The sequence below is a fragment of the Comamonas sp. GCA5 genome (assembly GCF_036541385.1).
In the GTDB taxonomy this organism is placed as follows: domain Bacteria; phylum Pseudomonadota; class Gammaproteobacteria; order Burkholderiales; family Burkholderiaceae_C; genus Comamonas; species Comamonas aquatica.
Map to the genome: position 1 here is coordinate 33536 of NZ_JAZHFR010000017.1, position 20822 is coordinate 54357.

18 protein-coding genes are annotated in these 20822 nt (G+C 64.9%); 12 read left to right on the plus strand and 6 right to left on the minus strand.

Annotated elements, in window-relative coordinates; translation table 11 throughout:
* Nucleotides 1-2: 2 nt before the first annotated feature.
* Complete coding sequence (locus SJH88_RS06400; protein WP_274753941.1) at nucleotides 3-557, minus strand: PepSY domain-containing protein; 555 nt, start codon at nucleotides 555-557, stop codon at nucleotides 3-5.
* On the opposite strand from SJH88_RS06400, the gene SJH88_RS06405 reads away from it, so the two are divergent.
* The 5 genes from SJH88_RS06405 to SJH88_RS06425 all read left to right on the plus strand — a co-directional run bounded on the left by SJH88_RS06405 (nucleotide 556) and on the right by SJH88_RS06425 (nucleotide 4353).
* A complete protein-coding gene (locus tag SJH88_RS06405) occupies nucleotides 556-858 on the plus strand; it encodes a hypothetical protein (RefSeq protein WP_274753942.1) in 303 nt (100 codons plus the stop codon). The two genes, SJH88_RS06400 and SJH88_RS06405, sit on opposite strands and share 2 nt — an antisense overlap.
* Before the next feature lie 13 nt (nucleotides 859-871).
* Nucleotides 872-1810: an ABC transporter substrate-binding protein gene (locus tag SJH88_RS06410; RefSeq protein WP_045265774.1), complete on the plus strand. Its 939-nt coding sequence runs from the start codon at nucleotides 872-874 to the stop codon at nucleotides 1808-1810.
* A gap of 71 nt (nucleotides 1811-1881) precedes the next feature.
* On the plus strand, nucleotides 1882-2742 hold the full coding sequence (locus SJH88_RS06415) for an ABC transporter permease (RefSeq protein WP_274753943.1): 861 nt from the start codon (nucleotides 1882-1884) through the stop codon (nucleotides 2740-2742).
* Nucleotides 2735-3535 (plus strand): ABC transporter ATP-binding protein, encoded by an 801-nt coding sequence (locus SJH88_RS06420; RefSeq protein ID WP_274753944.1) that lies wholly within the window; start codon nucleotides 2735-2737, stop codon nucleotides 3533-3535. Before SJH88_RS06415 ends, SJH88_RS06420 begins: the two co-directional genes overlap by 8 nt.
* Complete coding sequence (locus SJH88_RS06425; protein ID WP_274753945.1) at nucleotides 3535-4353, plus strand: alpha/beta hydrolase; 819 nt, start codon at nucleotides 3535-3537, stop codon at nucleotides 4351-4353. Before SJH88_RS06420 ends, SJH88_RS06425 begins: the two co-directional genes overlap by 1 nt.
* Before the next feature lie 57 nt (nucleotides 4354-4410).
* On the opposite strand, the gene SJH88_RS06430 is transcribed toward SJH88_RS06425, so the two are convergent.
* The 5 genes from SJH88_RS06430 to dnaA all read right to left on the minus strand — a co-directional run bounded on the left by SJH88_RS06430 (nucleotide 4411) and on the right by dnaA (nucleotide 12559).
* Entirely contained in the window at nucleotides 4411-5094 is a 684-nt protein-coding gene (locus tag SJH88_RS06430; RefSeq protein ID WP_043378390.1) for a GntR family transcriptional regulator, read from the minus strand.
* Between the two features lie 83 nt (nucleotides 5095-5177).
* Nucleotides 5178-6965 (minus strand): allophanate hydrolase, encoded by a 1788-nt coding sequence (gene atzF, locus SJH88_RS06435; RefSeq protein ID WP_274753946.1) that lies wholly within the window; start codon nucleotides 6963-6965, stop codon nucleotides 5178-5180.
* Nucleotides 6966-7179: 214 nt separating this feature from the next.
* Nucleotides 7180-9762, minus strand: coding sequence for a DNA topoisomerase (ATP-hydrolyzing) subunit B (gyrB, locus tag SJH88_RS06440; protein ID WP_043378395.1), 2583 nt, complete (start codon nucleotides 9760-9762; stop codon nucleotides 7180-7182).
* Nucleotides 9763-9910: 148 nt separating this feature from the next.
* Nucleotides 9911-11032 (minus strand): DNA polymerase III subunit beta, encoded by a 1122-nt coding sequence (dnaN, locus tag SJH88_RS06445; protein ID WP_042412102.1) that lies wholly within the window; start codon nucleotides 11030-11032, stop codon nucleotides 9911-9913.
* Nucleotides 11033-11149: 117 nt separating this feature from the next.
* Entirely contained in the window at nucleotides 11150-12559 is a 1410-nt protein-coding gene (gene dnaA, locus SJH88_RS06450) for a chromosomal replication initiator protein DnaA (protein WP_042412104.1), read from the minus strand.
* A gap of 344 nt (nucleotides 12560-12903) precedes the next feature.
* Between dnaA and rpmH the strand changes: the two genes are divergently transcribed.
* The 7 genes from rpmH to SJH88_RS06485 all read left to right on the plus strand — a co-directional run bounded on the left by rpmH (nucleotide 12904) and on the right by SJH88_RS06485 (nucleotide 20545).
* Complete coding sequence (gene rpmH / locus SJH88_RS06455) at nucleotides 12904-13038, plus strand: 50S ribosomal protein L34 (protein ID WP_042412105.1); 135 nt, start codon at nucleotides 12904-12906, stop codon at nucleotides 13036-13038.
* Between the two features lie 61 nt (nucleotides 13039-13099).
* On the plus strand, nucleotides 13100-13600 hold the full coding sequence (locus tag SJH88_RS06460) for a ribonuclease P protein component (protein WP_274753947.1): 501 nt from the start codon (nucleotides 13100-13102) through the stop codon (nucleotides 13598-13600).
* A 3-nt stretch (nucleotides 13601-13603) separates the two neighbouring features.
* Complete coding sequence (gene yidD, locus SJH88_RS06465; protein WP_081770599.1) at nucleotides 13604-13876, plus strand: membrane protein insertion efficiency factor YidD; 273 nt, start codon at nucleotides 13604-13606, stop codon at nucleotides 13874-13876.
* Nucleotides 13873-15576, plus strand: coding sequence for a membrane protein insertase YidC (gene yidC, locus SJH88_RS06470; protein ID WP_234687297.1), 1704 nt, complete (start codon nucleotides 13873-13875; stop codon nucleotides 15574-15576). Before yidD ends, yidC begins: the two co-directional genes overlap by 4 nt.
* Nucleotides 15577-15780: 204 nt before the next feature.
* Nucleotides 15781-17223 (plus strand): tRNA uridine-5-carboxymethylaminomethyl(34) synthesis GTPase MnmE, encoded by a 1443-nt coding sequence (gene mnmE / locus SJH88_RS06475; protein WP_274753948.1) that lies wholly within the window; start codon nucleotides 15781-15783, stop codon nucleotides 17221-17223.
* Nucleotides 17224-17462: 239 nt separating this feature from the next.
* On the plus strand, nucleotides 17463-18785 hold the full coding sequence (locus SJH88_RS06480) for a tyrosine-type recombinase/integrase (RefSeq protein ID WP_274753949.1): 1323 nt from the start codon (nucleotides 17463-17465) through the stop codon (nucleotides 18783-18785).
* Nucleotides 18786-18994: 209 nt separating this feature from the next.
* Nucleotides 18995-20545 (plus strand): class I SAM-dependent DNA methyltransferase, encoded by a 1551-nt coding sequence (locus SJH88_RS06485; protein ID WP_274753950.1) that lies wholly within the window; start codon nucleotides 18995-18997, stop codon nucleotides 20543-20545.
* Nucleotides 20546-20822 lie beyond the last annotated feature (277 nt).

Sequence of the window (20822 nt, forward strand, 5' to 3'; positions counted from 1 at the left end):
GTTCAGTCACAAGGGGGGCAGTCGCGCTTGGCGCGCAGCACCTTGCCGTCGGCCGCATCCAGCTTGACCTCCATCAGGCGGTGGTCGGCCTGCAGCACATCGACCTGGTAGCTGATGGTGCCCCAGTGGTTGTCCAGCTCGGCCTTCATGGCCTTGCCGGGCGTGTGTGCCGTGGCAGCGCGGATGGCCTGCAGGATGTCGATCTTGGCGGCCTGGCTGCGCTCCACATCCTTGCGCTTGGCCGCGCCGTCGTTCTCGTGCAGGCGGGCCTGGCCGGTCACCGCGTCCACCCAGACCTCCATGCTCTGCTGCTGCGGCGTGAGGATGTGGGCCTCGTAGCGCACGCCGGCCCCGTCGCCGTCATCCAGCTCGATCTCGATCACCTGGCCCGGCGTCATCTGCGTGGCGTTCTGCACGGCCTGCTCCAGGCTGATCTTCACGGGCGCGGTCAGCGCCTGCCACTGTGCCGGGGTCTTGGCATGGGCGCCCAGGGCCAGCGTGGCGGCGGCCAGGGGCAAGGCGATGCGGTGGGACAGCAGGTGGTGCCAATGCTTCATGAAAGTTCTCCTTGGTAACGATGCAGGACAGGTGCACACCCTCAGCCAGGCGGCACTTGCTGGGCGTGGGACGGGGTCGCGTCGCGCGCCGCTGGCGGCGAGTCTGGTGCATGGCGCGGGGCATGCTGTGCACAAATGGTGCGCCTTTCACGATATGGGGGATTTTGTCGGCGATTTCCAGAGTTTTGGCGCAAAAAACATCCATTCCCAAACTGGCACGCCACTTGCTGAACTGTGCCTGTTCCGGCTTGTGTACAAGGATGTATTCAAGTGCGGTCCGTCTGTCACAGCCCTTGTTTGATGAAGGAAACGCCATGCTGTCTCGCCGCCTCCTGCTCGCTTCTCTGACCTCTTCTGCCCTGGCCCTGTCCGTGGCCACACCCGCCCAGGCGGCGGACAAGGTGATCAAGGTGGGCACGCTCAAGCTCATCCACGGCATCACGCCCTACTTCTACGACAAGTTCACGCCGGCCGGCTACAAGATCGAGGTGATCCCCTTCGAGACCCCCACCGACGGCAAGAACGCCGTGGTGACCAAGTCGGTGGACTTTGGCACCTACGGCCTGGCCGCCGCCACGCTGGGTGCGGCGGCGGGCGAGCCCGTGGTCATCGTCGCGCCCACCTGCAATGGCGGCATGGCGATCGTGGTGGGCAAGAACAGCGGCATCGGCAGCTTCAAGGGCCTGCAGGGCAAGCGCGTGGGCATCCTGCCGGGTTCCACCCAGGAGGCGGTGTTCAATGACCGCCTGAAGTCCGAAGGCATGACCCTCAAGGACATCAAGTCCGTGCGCGTGTCCTTCAGCGAAATGGCGGGCGCGCTGGAGCGCGGTGACATCGACGCCTACGTTGGTGCCGAGCCCGGCCCCTCCATCAGCGTGACCCGCGGCGTGGGCAAGGTGCTGGAGTTTCCGTACAGCACGCCCACCGGCAAGGTCAACATGGTCATGACCACGCACGCCGACACGGTCAAGAAGGACCCGGAACTGGTCAAGGTGTTCCTGGAGATCCACCGCAAGGCCTCCGAATACGCCATGGCCCACCGCGCCGAGCTGGTGCAGATGGCCGGTGCCAAGCTGGGCTTCGCCCCCGACGTGGCCAACCTGGCGGCCGACAACGTGGAGCTGACCTGGAAGATCGACGAGGACTGGATCACGCGCAGCAAGTACTACGGCTCGCTGATGCTGGAGCGCAAGCAGATCCGCAAGCTGCCCGACTACAGCAGCTTCATCGTCACCGGCTTCAACCCCCAGTAAGCCCGCCCTGCCTGGCGGTGTGCTGCACCGCCGGGCCCCGGCCTCCCCTGCCCGCTTCCGGAATGCCTGCCATGTCGTCTTCGCCCCCCTCTTTCACACCCGCCACGTCCCCGGTGGCACTGGCCATGCCGCCCCAGCCCAGCGCGGCCCGTGTCTGGATGACCACCTGGCTGGTGCCCGCCGTGCTGCCCCTGCTGCTGCTGCTGGCCTGGGATGTGGCCGTGCGCGCCACGGGGACCATGCTGGTGCCTTCCCCCCAGGAGGTGGGCCTGATGCTCTGGGATTTCGCCTTTGGCGGCATCTATGACGACGCCTTCAGCGCCACCCTGCCCACGCACTGGCTGCAGTCCATGTCGCGCGTCTACGGGGCCTTTGCGTTGGCCGCGCTGGCCGGCATTCCGCTGGGCCTGGTGATCGGCAAGAACGCCGCCATCCGCCGCTTCGTGGACCCCACACTGCAGATGCTGCGCCCGGTGCCGGTCACGGCCTGGCTGCCGCTGTCCATGATCTTCTTCGGCGTGGGCCCGAATGCCGCCATCTTCCTGGTGTTCCTGGGGGCATTCTTTCCCATCGTCATCAACACCACCTTCGGTGTGAAGTCGGTCGAGCCGCGCCTGTTCGAGGCCGCCGCCATGCTGGGCTGCAAGGGCACCTCCATGTTCCGCCAGGTGGTGCTGCCGGCGGCCATGCCCTCCATCTTCAACGGCCTGCGCCTGGGCCACGGCATCGCCTGGTTCCTGATCGTGGTGGGCGAGATGACGGGCGTGCCCGAGGGCCTGGGCGCGGCCATCATGGATGGCCGCATGCTGTCGCGCACCGACGTGGTGATCGCCGGCATGGTGGTCATCGGCTTCACCGGCCTTGTCACCGACCGCCTGCTGGTCATCCTCAACAACCGTCTGCTCAAGTGGAGCCCGCAACACCATGTCTGAGATCCTTGCCCACCGCACCCCCGCGCCCATCCTGGACATTGCCAACGTCAGCAAGGTCTTCTCCCTGCATGGCCGCCCCATCCACGCGCTCAAGGACGTCAACCTGCAGATCCAGAAGGGCGAATTCGTCTGCCTGATCGGGGCCTCGGGCTGCGGCAAGTCCACGCTGCTGCGCATCATGGGCGGCTTTGAAAGCGTGTCCACCGGCGTAGCCCGGATGTACCACACGCCCATCAGCGAACCCGGGCCCGACCGCGGCATGGTGTTCCAGGACTATGGCCTGTTCCCCTGGCTGACCGTGCGCCAGAACATCGCCTTCGGACCCAAGCAGCGCGGCCTGCCCGAGGCCAAGCTGCGCGAGATCGCCGACCACTACCTGCACATGGTCGGCCTGAGCAAGTTTGCCGACCACTTTCCCAACCAACTGTCGGGCGGCATGAAGCAGCGTGTCTCCATCGCGCGGGCCCTGGCCAACGACTGCGAGGTGCTGCTGATGGACGAGCCCTTTGGCGCCCTGGATGCGCTGACGCGCGAAGTGCTGCAGCAGGAGCTGCTGGACATCTGGGCCAAGACCCGGCTGACCGTGATCTTCGTCACCCACGCGGTCGAAGAAGCCGTGCTGCTGGCCGACCGCGTGGTGGTCATGACCGCCGGCCCCGGCCGGGTGGAGCGCGACTACCGCATCCCGCTGGAGCGCCCGCGCCACATCACGGCCCCCGAGTTCAACCGCGTGCGCCAGGAACTGACCGAGCTGCTCAGCAGCCACGTGGCCCACCACGCCAAGGCCGCCTGATGGTGATCGACACCCTGCTCCACCTGCCCCAGGCCGTGCGCGATGCGGCCTATGACAACACCCGTGCCGTGGCCAGCAGCACCCAGCAGCTGGCGGCGTTTGAAGCGCGCAGCCTGGCCGTGGTGCAGCAGCACGCCGCCGATCTGGACGTGGCCTATGGCCCGGGCGCGCGCCAGCGGCTGGATTACTTCCACGGTCCGGCCGGTGCGCCCACGCTGCTGTTCATCCACGGGGGCTACTGGCAGATGCGGCACAAGAACAGCTTCCGCTTCGTGGTCCAGGGCGCCTTGCAGCAGGGTGTGCAGGCGGCCCTGATCGGCTACACGCTGGCGCCCCAGGCCCGCCTCACGCAGATCGTGCAGGAAGTGCGGCAGGGTATTGCCGCCGTGCGCCGGCAGGCCCTGGCGGCCGGCGGCAGCGGTCGCATCCTGCTGTGCGGCTGGTCGGCGGGCGGGCATCTGACGGCCCTGGGCCTGGACAGCGACGGGGTGGTGGGCGGCCTGGGCATCAGCGGCATCTATGCGCTGGAGCCGGTGCGCCACACCTACCTGAACCAGGCCCTGCAACTGACGCCGGCCGAAGTGGACCAGCTCAGCCCGCTGCAATTACCGGTGGTCGACAAACCCCTGGTGCTGGCCTATGGCACGGCCGAGCTGGCGCAGCTGCAGGCGCAGACCCAGGTCTTTGCCCACTACCGCCAGGCCGCCCCGGGCGCCTGCCTGGCAGTGCCGGGGGCGGACCATTTCAGTATTTTGAATGCCCTGGCCGATCCGCAGGGTGTGGCGCTGCAGGCCTTGCTGGCGCTGGACCGGGCCTGACCCACACCTGCACCGCGCGGACGGTCAGTCTGCGTTGTTCATAGCTGTCCGCGCAGGTCAGGCGGCCGCTTCCAGCCTTTTTGGCTTGGCATTTTGCAGGGTGTGCAAGGTGATGTTCTTCACCTCGTCGCGGCTGACGCGGATGTGCTTTTGCAGCAGCACCTTGGCCTGCAGCCCGTCGTGCTGCAGCAGCGCGCGCAGGATGCGGCTGTGCTCGTCGTAGGTGACGTCGATGCGGTAGTTGCGCGTGAATTCCAGGCGCCGCACGATGCGGATGCGGTCCGTGATGTCGCGGTGGATGCGCGCCATCTCCAGGTTGCCGCTGGCCTCCATCAGGTCGATGTGGAAGCGCTCATCGATGTGCGACACCGCATGCTGGTCCGTCAGGCGCTCCTGCAGCGGCACGCACCACAGCGCGCACAGCGCGGCCAGGCGCTGCTCCAGGTCCGGGGCCACCACCAGCAGGTCCACGGCCGCGCACTCCAGCACGGCGCGCACGTCGTACAGTTGCTCGAACACCGCGAAGTCGATGCTGTTGACCACCCAGCCCATCTTGGGCATGACCGAGATATAGCCCTCGCGCTGCAGGCGCACCAGGGCCTCGCGCACGGGGGTGCGGCTCATGCCCAGCTGGGCGCCGATTTCGCTTTCGCTGAAACGGTCTCCGGGCACGTACTGAAAATTGTCGAAAGCCTGTCGCAGCTTGTCGTAGGCCATGTTGGCAAGGCTGGTGGGCGCCACGGGCGTCTCCTGCGGAAATGGGGGATGCGGTTGTATCGGGTGCAGGGCGTGCCTGATTCAGGTGCACGCCCTGCACCAGGGTGTTACGCCGCCATGCAATACGCGCGCCAGCCCCCGAAATGCGTGATGTCCTGGGCATTAGCCAGGGCAGCTCCTTCGCAGATGAAGCCCTTGACGTGGCGGCCATCCTGCAGCGTGACCGTGCCAATGCCCAGCGGCGCGGGCACACCGGCCACAAAGCGCCCCAGGTTGGCGACGGGCATGTCCCAGACCTCCACGGCGATCGCGGCCCCGTCCTCGGCCCGGGCCAGGCCGGGTTTGGCGGGCACCGTGCCGGCCAGCGCATACAGGCGGTAGTGGGGTGCCGTGTGCGTGGCCTCACGGAAGCGCGCCCCGCAGGCCAGCAGCTCGTGGTTCAGCGGCATGCCGCGCAGGTGGGCGCCGACCACGGTCAGCGCAATCGTCTCGCCCTGCGTGGGCACATGCCAGCGGGGCAGCGCGCCCAGGGTGCGCACGGGCAGACCCGTGACGCCGGCGGTCAGTGGGGTCTGGGCTTCCAGGGCCTGGGCCCAGCGCACCAGATCGGGCTCACGCCAGGCCGGCGCAATCAGGGTGATGCCGAACGGCAGCCCGCTGGGCAGTTGCGCGGCCGGAATGGCGATGGCCGACCAGCCCAGCAGATTCACGAAGTTGGTGTACGTGCCCAGCTCGGAATTGGCGGCCACGGGTTCGGCCTGCAGATCGGCCATGCTGGGGTGGCGCGGCGCCGTGGGCACGCACAGCACGTCGCAGTCCTGCCAGATCTTTTCCGCCTCGCGCTGCAGCGTCTGCAGCTGGTACTGTGCGGCAAAGGTGTCCACGGCATTGAAGCGCTGGTGCACGTCCAGCACCTGGCGGATCACAGGCAGCAAGGCCTCGGGCTGCTGCTCGTACAGGCGGCGCGCGCCCACCACCCGTTCGGCCACCCAGGGGCCGTAGTACAGCAGCTGGGCCACCTCGAACAAGGTGTCGAAGGCCCGGGTCTGCACGCTGGCCACCTGGGGCTGCAGCCGCTGCGCAAACTGGGTGAAGGCGGCCTCGTAATCGGCGGCCAGTTGGCGCCCGCCCGGGATCGCCACCCGCAGCTGCGCCAGTGGCCGGTGCGCGGGGGTGGCGGGCCGCGCCTGCGAATAGGCATCCTGCGCGTCGGGCCCCTCCATGATGGACAGCGCCAGGGCGCTGTCGGCCACATTCAGGGCCAGCACGCCGATGCAATCCAGCGTGCGGCAGGCGGGCACCAAACCGGTGCCACTGACGGCACCGGGTGTGGGCTTGAGCCCCACGATCTGGTTGAATCCCGCGGGCACGCGGCCCGAACCGGCCGTGTCCGTGGACAGGGCAAACGGCACCAGCCCGCGCGCCACCACCGAGGCCGAACCCGAGCTGGAGCCGCCCGAGACCAGCGCGGGATCAAAGGTGTTGGGCACGGCCCCATAGGGCGAGCGTACGCCCACCAGGCCGGTGGCGAACTGGTCCAGGTTGGTCTTGCCCAGCACGATGGCGCCGGCCTGGCGCAGCCGCTGCACGGCCACGGCATCCTGTGCCGCCACATAGGCAAACGCCGGGCAGGCGGCGGTGGTGGTGAAACCGGCCACATCGATGTTGTCCTTGGCGGCAAACGGAATGCCGTACAGCGGCAACTGGTCGCGGCCCACGGCGTGCTCCAGGGCCTGCAGTTGCTGCAGCTGCGCCTGCAGCTGTGCCGCCGTGGCGATGCTGATCCACGCCGTGTCATCGGCCTGCAAGGCCTGGCGCTGCTGCTCCAGCAGCGCAGCCGGCGCTGCGCCACCGTGGTAGGCGTGCTTCCAATCGTCGAATGTGCCAATCAGCATGATGAATACCCAGATGTATACAAGATGCGGAGTTAAAGCAGATTGCGTGCCAATTGCAGCGGCTGCGTGGCGCGTTGGCTTCGATGAAGTTGCGGCGGGGTGCGACTGCGTCCCCCTCCAGCCCTGGAGCAGCGGGAGCCCAAGAAAAAAGGCTTGAAGCCTTTTGGGGCTCCAAGCCTTGTACTGCTTGCGCAGACAGCTCTGATTTTTGAGATCAGACGTCGATGTTGCCGGCCCGCAGGGCGTTGTCTTCGATGAAGTTGCGGCGGGGTTCGACCTCGTCGCCCATCAGCATGGTGAACACGCGGTCGGCTTCGATGGCGTCGCCGATCTGCACCTGCAACAGGCTGCGCACATTCGGGTCCATGGTGGTTTCCCACAGCTGCTCGGGGTTCATTTCACCCAGGCCCTTGTAGCGCTGGCGGCCGGTGGTGCGTTCGGCTTCGCTGATCAGCCACTGCATGGCCTGGCGGAAGTCGCCGACCTTTTCGGTCTTGGCCTTCTCGCCTTCGCCGCGCGTGACCTTGGCGCCTTCGGCCAGCAGGCCGGCAAAGCTTTCGGCCTCGGCCGACAGGGCCGCGTAGTCGTGGCTGCGCACGAAGTCCTGCGTAAGGATGGAACTCTTGATGTTGCCGTGGTGGTGGCGGCTGATGCGCAGGATCGGGTTCTCGCTGACGGGGTCGATCTCGGCGGTCACGGCGGCGGGCACGCCGGTGGTGGTCAGCTCGCGCAGCTTGGCCTCCAGCACGGGGGCGCAGGCCTGGGCTTCTTCCAGGGTGTCCAGCTTGATCTTCACGCCGTCGGCGATGGCGCGCAGGGCTTCCTGGTCCAGGAAGTTGGACAGGCGCTCGATCACGGTCTCGGCGGCCAGGTGCATGTCGGCCAGCTTGGCCAGTTCCTCGCCCTCGATGGTGCGGGCGTTGGCACCGCCGGTGTGCACGCTGGCGTGGTTCAGCGCGATCTTGAGCAGGTACTTGTTCAGCGCCGGGCCGTCCTTGAGGTACAGCTCTTCCTTGCCGTTCTTGACCTTGTACAGCGGCGGCTGGGCGATGTAGATGTGGCCGCGCTCGACCAGCTCGGGCATCTGGCGGTAGAAGAAGGTCAGCAGCAGCGTGCGGATGTGGGCGCCGTCCACGTCCGCGTCGGTCATGATGATGATGCGGTGGTAGCGCAGCTTGTCGGGGTTGTAGTCGTCCGAGTTGCTCTTGCCCGAATCGGCGCTGACCTTGCCGATGCCGGTGCCCAGGGCGGTGATCAGGGTGATGATTTCCTGGCTGGACAGCAGCTTTTCGTAGCGGGCCTTTTCCACGTTCAGGATCTTGCCGCGCAGGGGCAGGATGGCCTGGAATTTGCGGTCGCGGCCCTGCTTGGCGGAGCCGCCGGCGGAGTCACCCTCGACGATGTAGATTTCGCACAGCGCGGGGTCTTTTTCCTGGCAGTCGGCCAGCTTGCCGGGCAGGCCCATGCCGTCCAGCACGCCCTTGCGGCGCGTCATTTCACGGGCCTTGCGCGCGGCTTCACGGGCGCGGGCGGCCTCGATGATCTTGCCGCACAGGATCTTGGCGTCGTTGGGGTTCTCTTCCAGGTAGTCGGTCAGCGTCTTGGCGACGATGTCTTCCACCGGCGCACGCACTTCGGAGCTGACCAGCTTGTCCTTGGTCTGGCTGCTGAACTTGGGCTCGGGCACCTTCACGCTCAGCACGGCGCACAGGCCTTCGCGCATGTCGTCCCCGCTGACTTCGACCTTGGCCTTCTTGGCCAGTTCGTGGTCGGCGATGTACTTGCCGATCACGCGGGTCATCGCCGCGCGCAGGCCGGTCAGGTGGGTGCCGCCATCCCGCTGGGGGATGTTGTTGGTGAAGCACAGCACCTGTTCGTTGTAGCCGTCGTTCCACTGCATGGCCACTTCGACACCGATCTCGGTGCCGGGAATGCCGCCGTAGGTGTCGGCCGGGCGGCTGCCCGTGGCGTAGAACGAGGTGGGGTGCAGCACCTTCTTGTTGGCGTTGATGAAGCCGACAAAGCCCTGCACGCCACCGGCGCCGGAGAAGTCGTCTTCCTTGCCATCGCGCTCGTCCTTCAGGCGGATGCGCACGCCGTTGTTCAGGAAGGAGAGTTCGCGCAGGCGCTTGGCCAGGATTTCGTAACGGAACTCGAAGTTTTCCTTGAAGATGTCCTGGTCGGGCAGGAAGTGCACCTTGGTGCCGCGTTTGTCGGTCTCGCCGATGACGCGCATGGGCGAGGTCTCGAAGCCGTCGACCACCTCGATCAGGCGGTTTTGCACAAAGCCGCGCGAGAAGTCGATCTCGTGCACCTTGCCGTCGCGGCGCACGGTCAGCTTGAGCCAGATGGACAGCGCGTTCACGCAGGACACGCCCACGCCGTGCAGACCGCCCGAGACCTTGTAGCTGTTCTGGTTGAACTTGCCGCCGGCGTGCAGCTCGGTCAGCGCGATTTCGGCGGCCGAGCGCTTGGGCTCGTGCTTGTCGTCCATCTTCACGCCGGTAGGAATGCCGCGGCCGTTGTCGATGACGGACAGCGAGCCGTCGGCGTGGATGGTGACCAGGATGTCGTCGCAGTGGCCGGCCAGCGCTTCGTCGATGGAGTTGTCCACGACCTCGAACACCAGGTGGTGCAGGCCGGTGCCGTCGGAGGTGTCGCCGATGTACATGCCGGGGCGCTTGCGCACGGCCTCCAGGCCTTCCAGGATCTGGATGGCGCCTTCGCCGTAGCCGGTGTCAGCGGGGGCGCTGGCGGGTGCTGCGGTGGGGTTTTCTGGCTGGTTCTCGTCGGTCATGAAGGTGCCTTACTGCTGCAATAACAGGAGCTGTTTGCGCTTGTATTGCCTGGAAATTACCAATAAATCATTTGAAAAAGAAGTGCTGGCATACGCCAGCTGCTCCTTTTTTGGGATGGACAGGCTAACACGCCGGTCCACGGGCGCATCAGATGCGCATGGGCATGACGACGTACTTGAAGTTGTCGTTGCCGGGGATGCTGACCAGGGCCGAGCTGTTGCTGTCGGCCAGCTCGATCTTGACCATGTCCTGCGACATGTTGGCCAGCACGTCCAGCAGGTAGGTCACGTTGAAGCCGATGTCGATGGTGTCGCCGCCGTAGTCGATGTCCAGCTCATCCACCGCCTCTTCCTGGTCGGCGTTGTTGGACGCCACGCGCAGCGTGCCGGGCTCGATGGTCAGGCGCACGCCCTTGAACTTGTCGCTGGTCATGATGGCCGTGCGCTGCAGGCTGGCCAGCAGCGGGGCGCGGCCCAGGGTCACGCTGTTGTGGTGGTTGCGCGGGATGACGCGGTTGTAGTCGGGGAACTTGCCCTCGACCAGCTTGGTCACGAACTCCATGCCGCCAAAGGTGAACTTGGCCTGGTTGTTGGCGAACTGCATCTCGATGCGGGGCGAGTTCTCGCCGCCCACGTCGGACAGCAGGCGCTGCAGCTCCAGCACCGTCTTGCGCGGCAGGATGACTTCCTGCTTCTCGCCCACGTCCACGTCCAGCTCGGCGCTGGCAAAGGCCAGGCGGTGGCCGTCGGTGGCCACCAGGCTCAGCGTGTTGCCTTCGGCGACAAACAGGATGCCGTTCAGGTAGTAGCGGATGTCCTGCACCGCCATGGCGAACGACACCTGGCCCATCAGGTCCTTGAGCACCTTCTGCGGCACGCTGAAGGCGGGGCCGAAGTTGGCGGCCTCCTGCACCAGCGGGAAGTCCTCGGCCGGCAGGGTCTGCAGCGTGAAGCGGCTCTTGCCGCCCTTGAGGATCATCTTGCTTTGCTGCGACTCCAGGCCCACGGTCTGGTCGCCGGGCATGGTCTTGAGGATGTCGATCAGCTTGCGCGCACCGATGGTGGTGGAAAAGTCGCCGGTGTCACCGCCGAGTTCGGCCGTGGTGCGAATCTGGATTTCCAGGTCGCTGGTGGTGAACTGCAGGGCGTTGCCGGTCTTCTTGATCAGCACGTTCGCCAGGATGGGCAGGGTGTGGCGGCGTTCAACGATGCCGGACACCGATTGCAGGACCGCGAGAACTTTGTCTTGTGTGGCTTTCAGGACGATCATGTCAACCTCTGTGTTTCAGGATGCGGGTCTCTTGTGGATGGGGCAGCCTCCCTCTCGCGGCCACCCAAACCCCCTCATTTTGCCCGGTAGGCCCGGGCTGGGCGAGGGAAAATTCCATCAGCCTTTGAGCGTTTGCTCCAGCACATGCAATTGCTGGTTCAGCTCGGTCAGCTGCTGGCGCTCGGCGGCAATCTTGCGCACCGCGTGCAGCACCGTGGTGTGGTCGCGGCCGCCAAACAGCTCGCCGATCTCGGGCAGGCTCTTTTGCGTCAGCTCCTTGGCCAGGTACATGGCGATCTGGCGCGGACGGGCAATCGACGCCGGGCGCTTCTTGCTGTACATGTCCGCGACCTTGATCTTGTAGTAGTCGGCCACGGTCTTCTGGATGTTCTCCACGCTGATCTGGCGGTTCTGGATGCTCAGCAGATCGCGCAGCGCCTCGCGGGCCAACTGGATGGAGACTTCCTTCTGGTTGAAGCGCGAGTACGCCAGGATCTTGCGCAGCGCGCCTTCCAGCTCACGCACGTTGGAGCGCACGTTCTTGGCCACGAAGAAGGCGACTTCCTCGGGCATCTCGGCGTTCTCGGCGCGGGCCTTGTTGATCAGGATGGCCACGCGCATTTCCAGCTCGGGCGGCTCGATGGCCACCGTGAGGCCGGAGTCGAAGCGCGAGACCAGGCGCTCGTGGATGTTGGCCAGACCCTTGGGGTAGGTGTCGGACGTCATCACGATGTGGCTCTTCTTGGCCAGCAGGGCTTCGAAGGCGTTGAAGAACTCTTCCTGCGTGCGGTCCTTGTTGGCGAAGAACTGGACGTCATCGATCAACAAAAGGTCGAGCGAGTGGTAGCGTTCCTTGAACTCGTCGAAGGTGCGGCGCTGGTAGGCCTTGACCACATCTGAAACAAATTGTTCGGCGTGGATGTAGAGAACTTTGGCGTCGGGCCGGTCTTTGAGCAACTGGTTGCCCACAGCGTGCACCAGGTGGGTCTTACCCAGACCCACACCGCCATAGATGAACAGCGGGTTGTACAGGTGGCCGGGCGAGGCGGCGACGTGCATGGCGGCCGAGCGGGCCATGCGGTTGGCCGTGCCTTCCACCAGCGTCTCGAACGTCAGGGCGGAATTGAGGCGGTTGCGGAAGACGGGCGAAGCCGGTTCCTCCGCGCTGGGGCTGGAGGTGGGCGCTGCGCTGGGGCTGTCGGAGGGCGTGTTGCGCTCGCCGGCATAGGGGCGAACATACGTGCGCACCACGCTTTCGCGCTGAGCGAGTGCTAACTCCAGTGCTACGGGCTGACCATACAGGTCTTCCAGCAGGCCCGCGATGCGCGCGGCGTACTGGGCGCGGATCCAGTCCAGCTTGAAGCGGTTGGCGACATACACCGTCACCTTGGAGAAATCCTCCGCCACGTGCGCGGTCAGGGGCTTGATCCAGGTGTTGAACTGTTGCTCGGGCAGGTCCTGGCCGAGCTGCTCGACGCAGGCCAGCCACAGGCCCAGGCCGGCGTCGTTGGTGGGTTCCTCGGTCATTTCAATCGGAGCGCTTTTTGTGGATAGGAGGAACGGTGATGGGGCTGTGATTGTAGCTTTTCAAACGGTTATCCACAAACACGGACGACTTTTGCACCGGTCTGGTGCGGGGGCGTATTTTGGACCATCTTTAGAGGGTCATTGCAAGAGGTGGCTAACACTGAGATAATTTTGGGTTTCCCTGAATGTGTTCAGGGTGATAAGCCCCGCGCGAAGCTTTTATTTGCGGCCGCTTGCCCCTGGCAGGCGCCTTGCAGATGTGCTTGGCTGGGGAAATTTGGGCAGTGTGCATTCATGAGGAATGCATGGGCCAGTAAAAAACTGAACCTTCTCAAGGAACGAACATGAAGCGTACATACCAACCCTCCAAGACCAAGCGCGCTCGCACCCACGGTTTCCTGGTCCGCATGAAGACCAAGGGCGGCCGCGCCGTGATCAACGCACGCCGCGCCAAGGGCCGCAAGCGTCTGGCCGTCTAAGGCAAGCACGCTTGGCCGACTGCCTGACACCAATCCCTGCTGCATGGCAGGGTCTGTTGTGATGCAACGGCTCAAAACGCGCCCCCAATTTCAGGCAACGCTGTCCGGGGGAACCGTTTCCCGGACGCCGCACTTTGCTTTGCACCGCCTGGTGCTGGGCGCTGCGGATGTTGCCAAGGACGCTGTGCCAACAGGGCCCGGTGCCGTGCTTTCTGAGCAGGCACCGCAGGCCCTGTTTGTCGTGCCCGGGTGCCAAATGCCCCAGGTGTGGCTGGGCCCGTTGGTGCCCAAGCGCTGGGCCAAGCGTTCGGTGACGCGGCACACCATCAAGCGGCAGATCTATGCCGTGGCCAGCGAATTCGATGCGCAGCTGCAGGCCTTGCCTGCGGCGGCGTATGTGGTGCGCCTGCGTGCCGGCTTTGACCGCAAGCAGTTCATCAGCGCGACCTCGGAGCCGCTGAAGCAGGCGGTGCGTGCGGAGCTGCAGCAACTGCTGGCCCACGCCACGCGCCGCAAGGCGCCCAAGCCGGCGGCCGATGCCTTCGTGCAGGAAGCGGGCTGAGCCATGGTGCGCGCCCTGCTCATGGCCCTGGTGCGTGGCTACCGCTTTTTCCTGAGTCCGTGGCTGGGCTCGGCCTGCCGTTTTGAACCGACCTGTTCCGCCTACTCTTTGAAGGCGTTAGAGCAGCATGGCGCAGCGGCCGGCACTTATTTGACACTGCGGCGACTGGTACGCTGCCATCCGTGGTGTGATGGCGGGCATGATCCGGTGCCCGACCACCCGCCCAAGCTGTTTACCGGTTTGACCTCCTCTTCCTCACCAAAGAAGTCTTCATGAACGACATTCGCCGCACCATTTTGTGGGTGATATTTGGCTTTTCCATGGTTTTGCTGTGGGACAAATGGCAAATCCACAACGGCAAGCAAGCCACGTTCTTCCCCACGCCCGTGACGGCCACCGCGCCTGCCGAGAGCAAGCCGGCGGAAGTGCCTGCGGCCGTGGCCGCTGCAGCGACGGCGTCGCCCAGCGACGTGCCCGGTGGCGCGGACGCCGCCCCGGTGGCCCGCGAGAAGATCACCGTCACCACCGACGTGATGCGCCTGACCTTTGACGGCCAGGGCGGTGCGCTGGTGCACGCCGAGCTGCTGAAGTACGCCGCCGACGGCGACCACAGCCAGCCCTTCGTGCTGTTCGACGAGAGCAGCAGCCGCGTCTACATGGCGCAGACCGGCCTGATTGGCGGCAGCTACCCCACGCACAAGACCGTGATGACGGTGCAGCCCGGCGAGCGCACGCTCAAGGACGGCCAGAACGAGCTGCAGGTGCGCTTCGAGTCGCCCGTGCAGGACGGCGTGAAGCTGGTCAAGACCTTCACCCTCAAGCGCGGAGCCTACGACATCGGCGTGCAGCACGAGGTGGTGAACGCCGGCACGGCCGCCGTCACCCCCCAGCTGTACCTGCAGCTGCTGCGTGACGGCAACGCGGTGGACGGTGGCAACGCCTTCTACTCCACCTTCACCGGTCCGGCCATCTACACCGACACCGCCAAGTACCAGAAGGTCGAGTTCAAGAACATCGACAAGGACAAGCTCGACTTCGAGAAGTCCTCCACCAGCGGCTACGTGGCCATGGTGCAGCACTACTTCGCCAGCGCCTGGCTGCTGGGTGACGGCATCCAGCGCGACAACTACGCGCGCAAGGTGGGCGACAACCTGTACGCCGCCGGCATGATCACCCCCGTGGGCACGCTGCAACCCGGCGAGACCAAGACCGTGCAGGCGCGCCTGTTCGCCGGCCCCCAGCTGGAAAAGACCCTGGAAGCCCTGGCCCCCGGCCTGGAGCTGGTCAAGGACTACGGCTGGCTGACCATCCTGGCCAAGCCCCTGTACTGGCTGCTGGACAAGATCCACGGCATCCTGGGCAACTGGGGCTGGTCCATCGTCGGTCTGGTGCTGTTCCTGAAGATCCTGTTCTACTGGTTGAACGCCAAGGCCTACGCCTCGATGGCCAAGATGAAGGCCATCAACCCCAAGATCATGGAGATGCGTGAGCGCCTGAAGGGCAACCCGCAGCAGATGCAGCAGGAGATGATGCGCATCTACCGTGAGGAGAAGGTCAACCCCATGGGCGGCTGCTTCCCCATCATGATCCAGATCCCCGTGTTCATCGCGCTGTACTGGGTGCTGCTGTCGTCGGTGGAAATCCGCCACGCGCCCTGGATTCTGTGGATCACCGACCTGTCGGCCAAGGACCCCTTCTTCATCCTGCCGCTGCTGATGACCCTGTCCTCGCTGCTGCAGACGGCCCTGAACCCCGTGCCGCCCGATCCGATGCAGGCCAAGATGATGTGGTTCATGCCCCTGATCTTCAGCGTCATGTTCTTCATGTTCCCTGCAGGTCTGGTGCTGTACTGGCTGACCAACAACATCCTGTCGATCGCCCAGCAGTGGGTCATCAACACCCGCATGGGCGTGCCCCCGCAGTTCAACCTGCCCAGCTTCAAGTCGGCGCCCGCAGACGCCGGCAAGAAGAAGTAAGCCGCCCCGCTGACATCCCCCAAAGGCCGCGCAAGCGGCCTTTGGTTTTTAAAACAAGAGCGCACTGCGCGCGCCGGGACTGCGTTTTGCAGCCGATTGACTGCGAAGTCGTTGAGTGCCGAGCGCAGTGTGCTCCTGTTTTGAAAGCCTGTTTTGCGTGCCCCTGGCTATCATGGGCACCGCCCCCACTGAGGACGTGACGCCATGCTTGCCCGCCATTCCGATCCCATCGTCGCCATCGCCACCGCCCCCGGGCGCGGGGCCGTCGGCATTGTGCGTGTCTCCGGCAAGGCCATCGGCGCCCTGGTGCGCCACCTGCTGGGCAAGGACCTGAAGCCGCGCGAGGCCAGCTACCTGCCCTTCAAGGACGCCAAGGGCGCGCCCATCGACCATGGCCTGGCGCTGTACTTCCCCGGCCCGAACAGCTACACCGGCGAGGACGTGCTGGAGCTGCAGGCCCACGGCGGCCCCGTGGTGCTGCAGCTGCTGCTGGCGCGCTGCCTGGAGGCCGCGCAGGCGCCGGGGGCCGACGGTGCCCCGGTCCTGCCAAGCCTGCGCCTGGCCCAGCCCGGCGAGTTCACCGAGCGCGCGTTTCTGAACGACAAGATCGACCTGGCCCAGGCCGAGGCGATTGCCGACCTGATCGACGCCAGCACCGAAGCCGCGGCGCGCAGCGCCAGCCGCTCGCTGTCGGGCGACTTCTCGCGCGAGATCGGCGAGCTGCGCGAAGCCCTGGTCCACCTGCGCATGCTGGTCGAGGCCACGCTGGACTTCCCCGAGGAAGAAATCGACTTCCTGCAAAAGGCCGACGCCTATGGCCAGCTGGACGCGCTGCGCGACCAGCTGGGCCAGGTGCTGGCGCGCACCCAGCAGGGCGCGCTGCTGCGCGAAGGCATCAAGGTAGTGATCGCCGGCCAGCCCAATGCCGGCAAAAGCTCGCTGCTGAACGCGCTGGCCGGGGCCGAGCTGGCCATCGTCACCCCGATCGCTGGCACCACGCGCGACAAGGTGCAACAGACCATCCAGATCGACGGCGTGCCGCTGCACGTGATCGACACCGCCGGCCTGCGCGACAGCGAGGACGAGGTGGAGCGCATCGGCATTGCCCGCGCCTGGGACGAGATCGCCGCCGCCGATGCCGTGCTGTTCCTGCACGACCTCTCGCGCATGGGCGAGGCCGGCTACGTCGCCGACGATCTGGAGATTGCGCACACGCTGGCCGACCGCATTGCGCCGAACATTCCCGTCATCGACCTGTGGAACAAGACCGACCTGGCCGCACCCGGCGCGCTGATGCAGCCGCTGGCGCCCTTGGCGGGCCGCCAGGGCAGCGAGGCCAGCCTGAGCCTGTCGGCGCGCACCGGCGACGGCCTGGATGCCGTGCGCCAGCGCCTGCTGCAGGTGGCCGGCTGGCAGTCGGCGGCCGAGGGCCTGTACATCGCCCGCGCGCGCCATGTGGAGGCGTTGCAGGCCGTGGGCGCCCATCTGGAGGAGGCGCACGCGCAGCTGAACGTGCCCGGCCCGGCGCTGGACATCCTGGCCGAAGAACTGCGCCTGGCGCAGACGGCGCTGAACAGCATCACGGGCGAATTCACATCCGACGACCTGCTGGGCGTGATCTTCTCGAGCTTCTGCATCGGAAAATAAATTTGGTTCCGCAACGGTCCGGATTGTTCTGTTTTCTGATCTGCAACCCATTGATCAATCATTGATATTCATCCAGGTTGTTCTTGGATGTTCCGCGTGGATCCGTCAGAATGTGTGCCCAGATGTGTGCCCATTTTGAGAATGGTGTGCCCATCAGAAATATGTTGGTGTGCCCTTGATGATTTTTTAAGCAATCACCTTGCTTCCCATGGGCACACCTCCTCGAGGAGACTGCGCCCATGCCACTGACGGACACCAAGCTCAAAGCATTGAAACCACGCGACAAGTCGTACCAAGAAGCCGATGAAGGCGGCTTGTTTGTCGAGGTCTTGCCCAGTGGCCAAAAGACATGGCGCTTGCGCTATCGCATGGGGGGGCGTGGCGCCAAGCAGGAGAAAGTGACCCTGGGTGAATACCCGGTCTACAGCTTGGGGGATGCGCGTGCTTGGCGGGAGGCATCCAAAGCCTTGGCGGCCCGGGGCGTGTCACCGATGGCACTCAAGCGGGGCGATCTGGTGTCTGCAGATGCCACGCCTGCTGCCAAGGAGTTGGCGGATAGTTATCTGAAGCACTGGTGCCAGAAAACGACTGAGAAGGCCCGTGCCAAAGAAGAGCAGCGCCAGCAAGAGGATTCGGTGGCTGCCTTTGCGTGGCGCTGGTTTGCAGAGATTGCCGAACCATCCAATAGCAACCCGCGCAATGTGCGGCGGGTGCTGGAGAAGGACATCATTCCGGCGATTGGGACCCAGCAGGTGTCGGACGTAACGGTCGAGGATGTGCTGGCCATCACCGACCGCATCAAAGCGCGTGGCGCCGACCAAATGGCATTGCAAACCCGCAATGTGTTGAAGCGCCTTTTTGCCTATGCGATTGCGCGGCAGAAGATGCAATTCAATCCTGCGGCAGCGATCGAGGCCAAGTTCATCGCCCAGGCGCGCAGCCGGGACGTGGCCCTCAGCCCCGAGGAAGTGGGGCGCTTGCTGCGTGGGATTTACCAGTCCGGCATGAAGCGTGCACACAAGCTGGCGCTGCACCTGCTCATCTTGTGCATGGTGCGCAAGACCGAGTTGGTGCATGCCCGCTGGGAAGAGCTGGATCTGGAAAACGCCGAGTGGTGCATCCCGATGGAGCGCATGAAGAAAGACCGGCCTCACTTTGTCCCCCTGTCGCGCCAAGCCGTGGCCATGTTTGAAGAGTTGAAGGGCCTGGCTGGCGGGTCGCAATGGGTGTTTCCCAGCCGCAGCAGCTTGTACCAACCCATCTCTCAGTCCACCCTGAATGTGGCCGTGCGTGCTTTGGAGCTGGAGGTCCGGGATTTTGTGATCCACGATTTCCGCCGTACAGCTTCCACCCTGTTGCATGAAGCCGGTTTCAACTCAGACTGGATTGAAAAGTCCTTGGCGCACGAGCAAAAAGGCATCCGTGGCGTTTACAACCGGGCGCAATATGCGGAGCAGCGCCGCGATATGTTGCAGTGGTGGGCGGACTTTGTAGACAACCAGATTGACGAGGGTCGCAAAGTCATCATCGGTCGGTTTGGCAAGACGTACCAGGCGGCGTGAGCCCCTGTCGGGACTCCCCCACGGCCTTTGACAGGGGCAATGCCTCTGCTGGCGCTGCCTGCGGGCTCATCTTTGGGCCTGCAGGTTGGCGCCACTCTGCCGGATAGGCCGCCTGGGCATCCGGGAGGCCTACGGATCGCCGCTAAGATGAATGCAGTTACAAATCAAGCCAGTGTCTCTTGGGACCCTGACCGTACCTGTTCTTCCCCATGCTCGACGACATCAAAAAAACCCTCTGGGCCACCGCCGACAAGCTGCGCGCCAACATGGACGCCGCCGAATACAAGCACCTGGTGCTCGGCCTCATCTTCGTTAAATACATCTCCGACACCTTCGCCGCGCACCACGCCACGCTGATGCAGCGCCTGGCCGACCCGAACGACGAATACTTTTACGGCGATGCCGACCCCGCCGACATTGCCGCCGAGCTGGAAGACCGCGACTACTACAAAGAGGCCAACGTCTTCTGGGTGCCCGAAGGCGCACGCTGGGAAGCCCTGCGCAACGCGGCCAAACAGCCCGACATTGGTAAACGCATTGACGACGCCCTGACCCTCATTGAGGCCGAGAACCCCAAGCTCAAAGGCATCCTCGACAAACGCTATGCCCGTGCGCAGTTGCCTGACGGCAAGCTGGGCGAGCTGGTGGATCTGGTGTCCACCATCGGCTTTGGTGACGACCCCGCCGTGGCGCGCGACGTGCTGGGCCAGGTGTACGAATACTTCCTGGGCATGTTCGCCAGTGCCGAGGGCAAGCGGGGCGGGCAGTTCTACACGCCTGCCAGCATCGTCAAAACCCTGGTCGCCATCCTGGCCCCACACGAAGGCAAGGTGTACGACCCGTGCTGCGGTTCGGGCGGCATGTTTGTGCAGTCTGAAAAATTCATCGAAGCCCACGGCGGCAAGCTGGGCGATGTGAGCATCTACGGCCAAGAGGCCAACCCCACCACCTGGCGCCTGGCCGCCATGAACCTGGCCATTCGCGGCATCGACTACAACCTGGGCCGCGAGCCTGCCGACACCTTCACCCGCAACCAGCACCCCGACCTGCGGGCCGACTACATCCTGGCCAACCCGCCGTTCAACATCAGCGACTGGTGGCACGGCAGCCTGGAAGGCGACCCGCGCTGGGAATATGGCGACCCACCCCACGGCAACGCCAACTACGCCTGGTTGCAGCACATGCTGCACCACTTGAAGCCAACGGGCCGCGCAGGCATTGTGCTGGCCAACGGCAGCATGAGTTCCAGCCAGAACAATGAAGGCGTGATCCGCGCCGCCATGGTCAATGCCGACGTGGTCGAGGTCATGGTGGCCCTGCCCGGCCAGTTGTTCTTCAACACCCAAATCCCCGCCTGTCTGTGGTTTTTGGCCAAGCAGAAAACGCGCAAGGGCGAGGTGCTGTTCATCGATGCCCGCAAGCAGGGCCGCATGATCAGCCGCGTGCAGGCCGAGTTGACGGACGACACCATCGCCCGCATCGAAGCCGTGGTGGCTGCCTGGCGCGGCGAGCCGGACGCGGGCAGCTATGAGGATGTGAAAGGCTTTTGCCGCAGCGTGCCCCTGGCCGAGATTGCCCAGCACGGCCATGTGCTCACCCCCGGCCGCTACGTGGGCGCGGAAGAGGTGGAAGACGACGACGAAGCGTTTGCCGACAAGATGCAAAAGCTCACCGAAAAGCTGGGCGAGCAAATGGCCAAGGGTGCGGAGCTGGATGCGGTGATTCGGGCGAAGCTGGGGGGGCTGGGGTATGAGTTCTGAGTGGAGGGTGCAGAGAATTTCCTCGCTCGGGGAATTTGATCGAGGCAAGTCGAAGCACAGACCAAGAGATGCAGCTCACCTTTATGGCGGACCGTATCCGTTTATCCAGACGGGAGACGTGACGAACTCTGACGGGCGAATCACAAGCTTTCGACAGACCGAGGGTGTGCAAAATTTTGTGTAAACGGCCAATCAACAGCCGGCGCAAGCCGGCCTGTCCGTAAACACTATGAACACCAAGAAACACGACGTACCCGAAGAACTGCTGTCTGGCCTG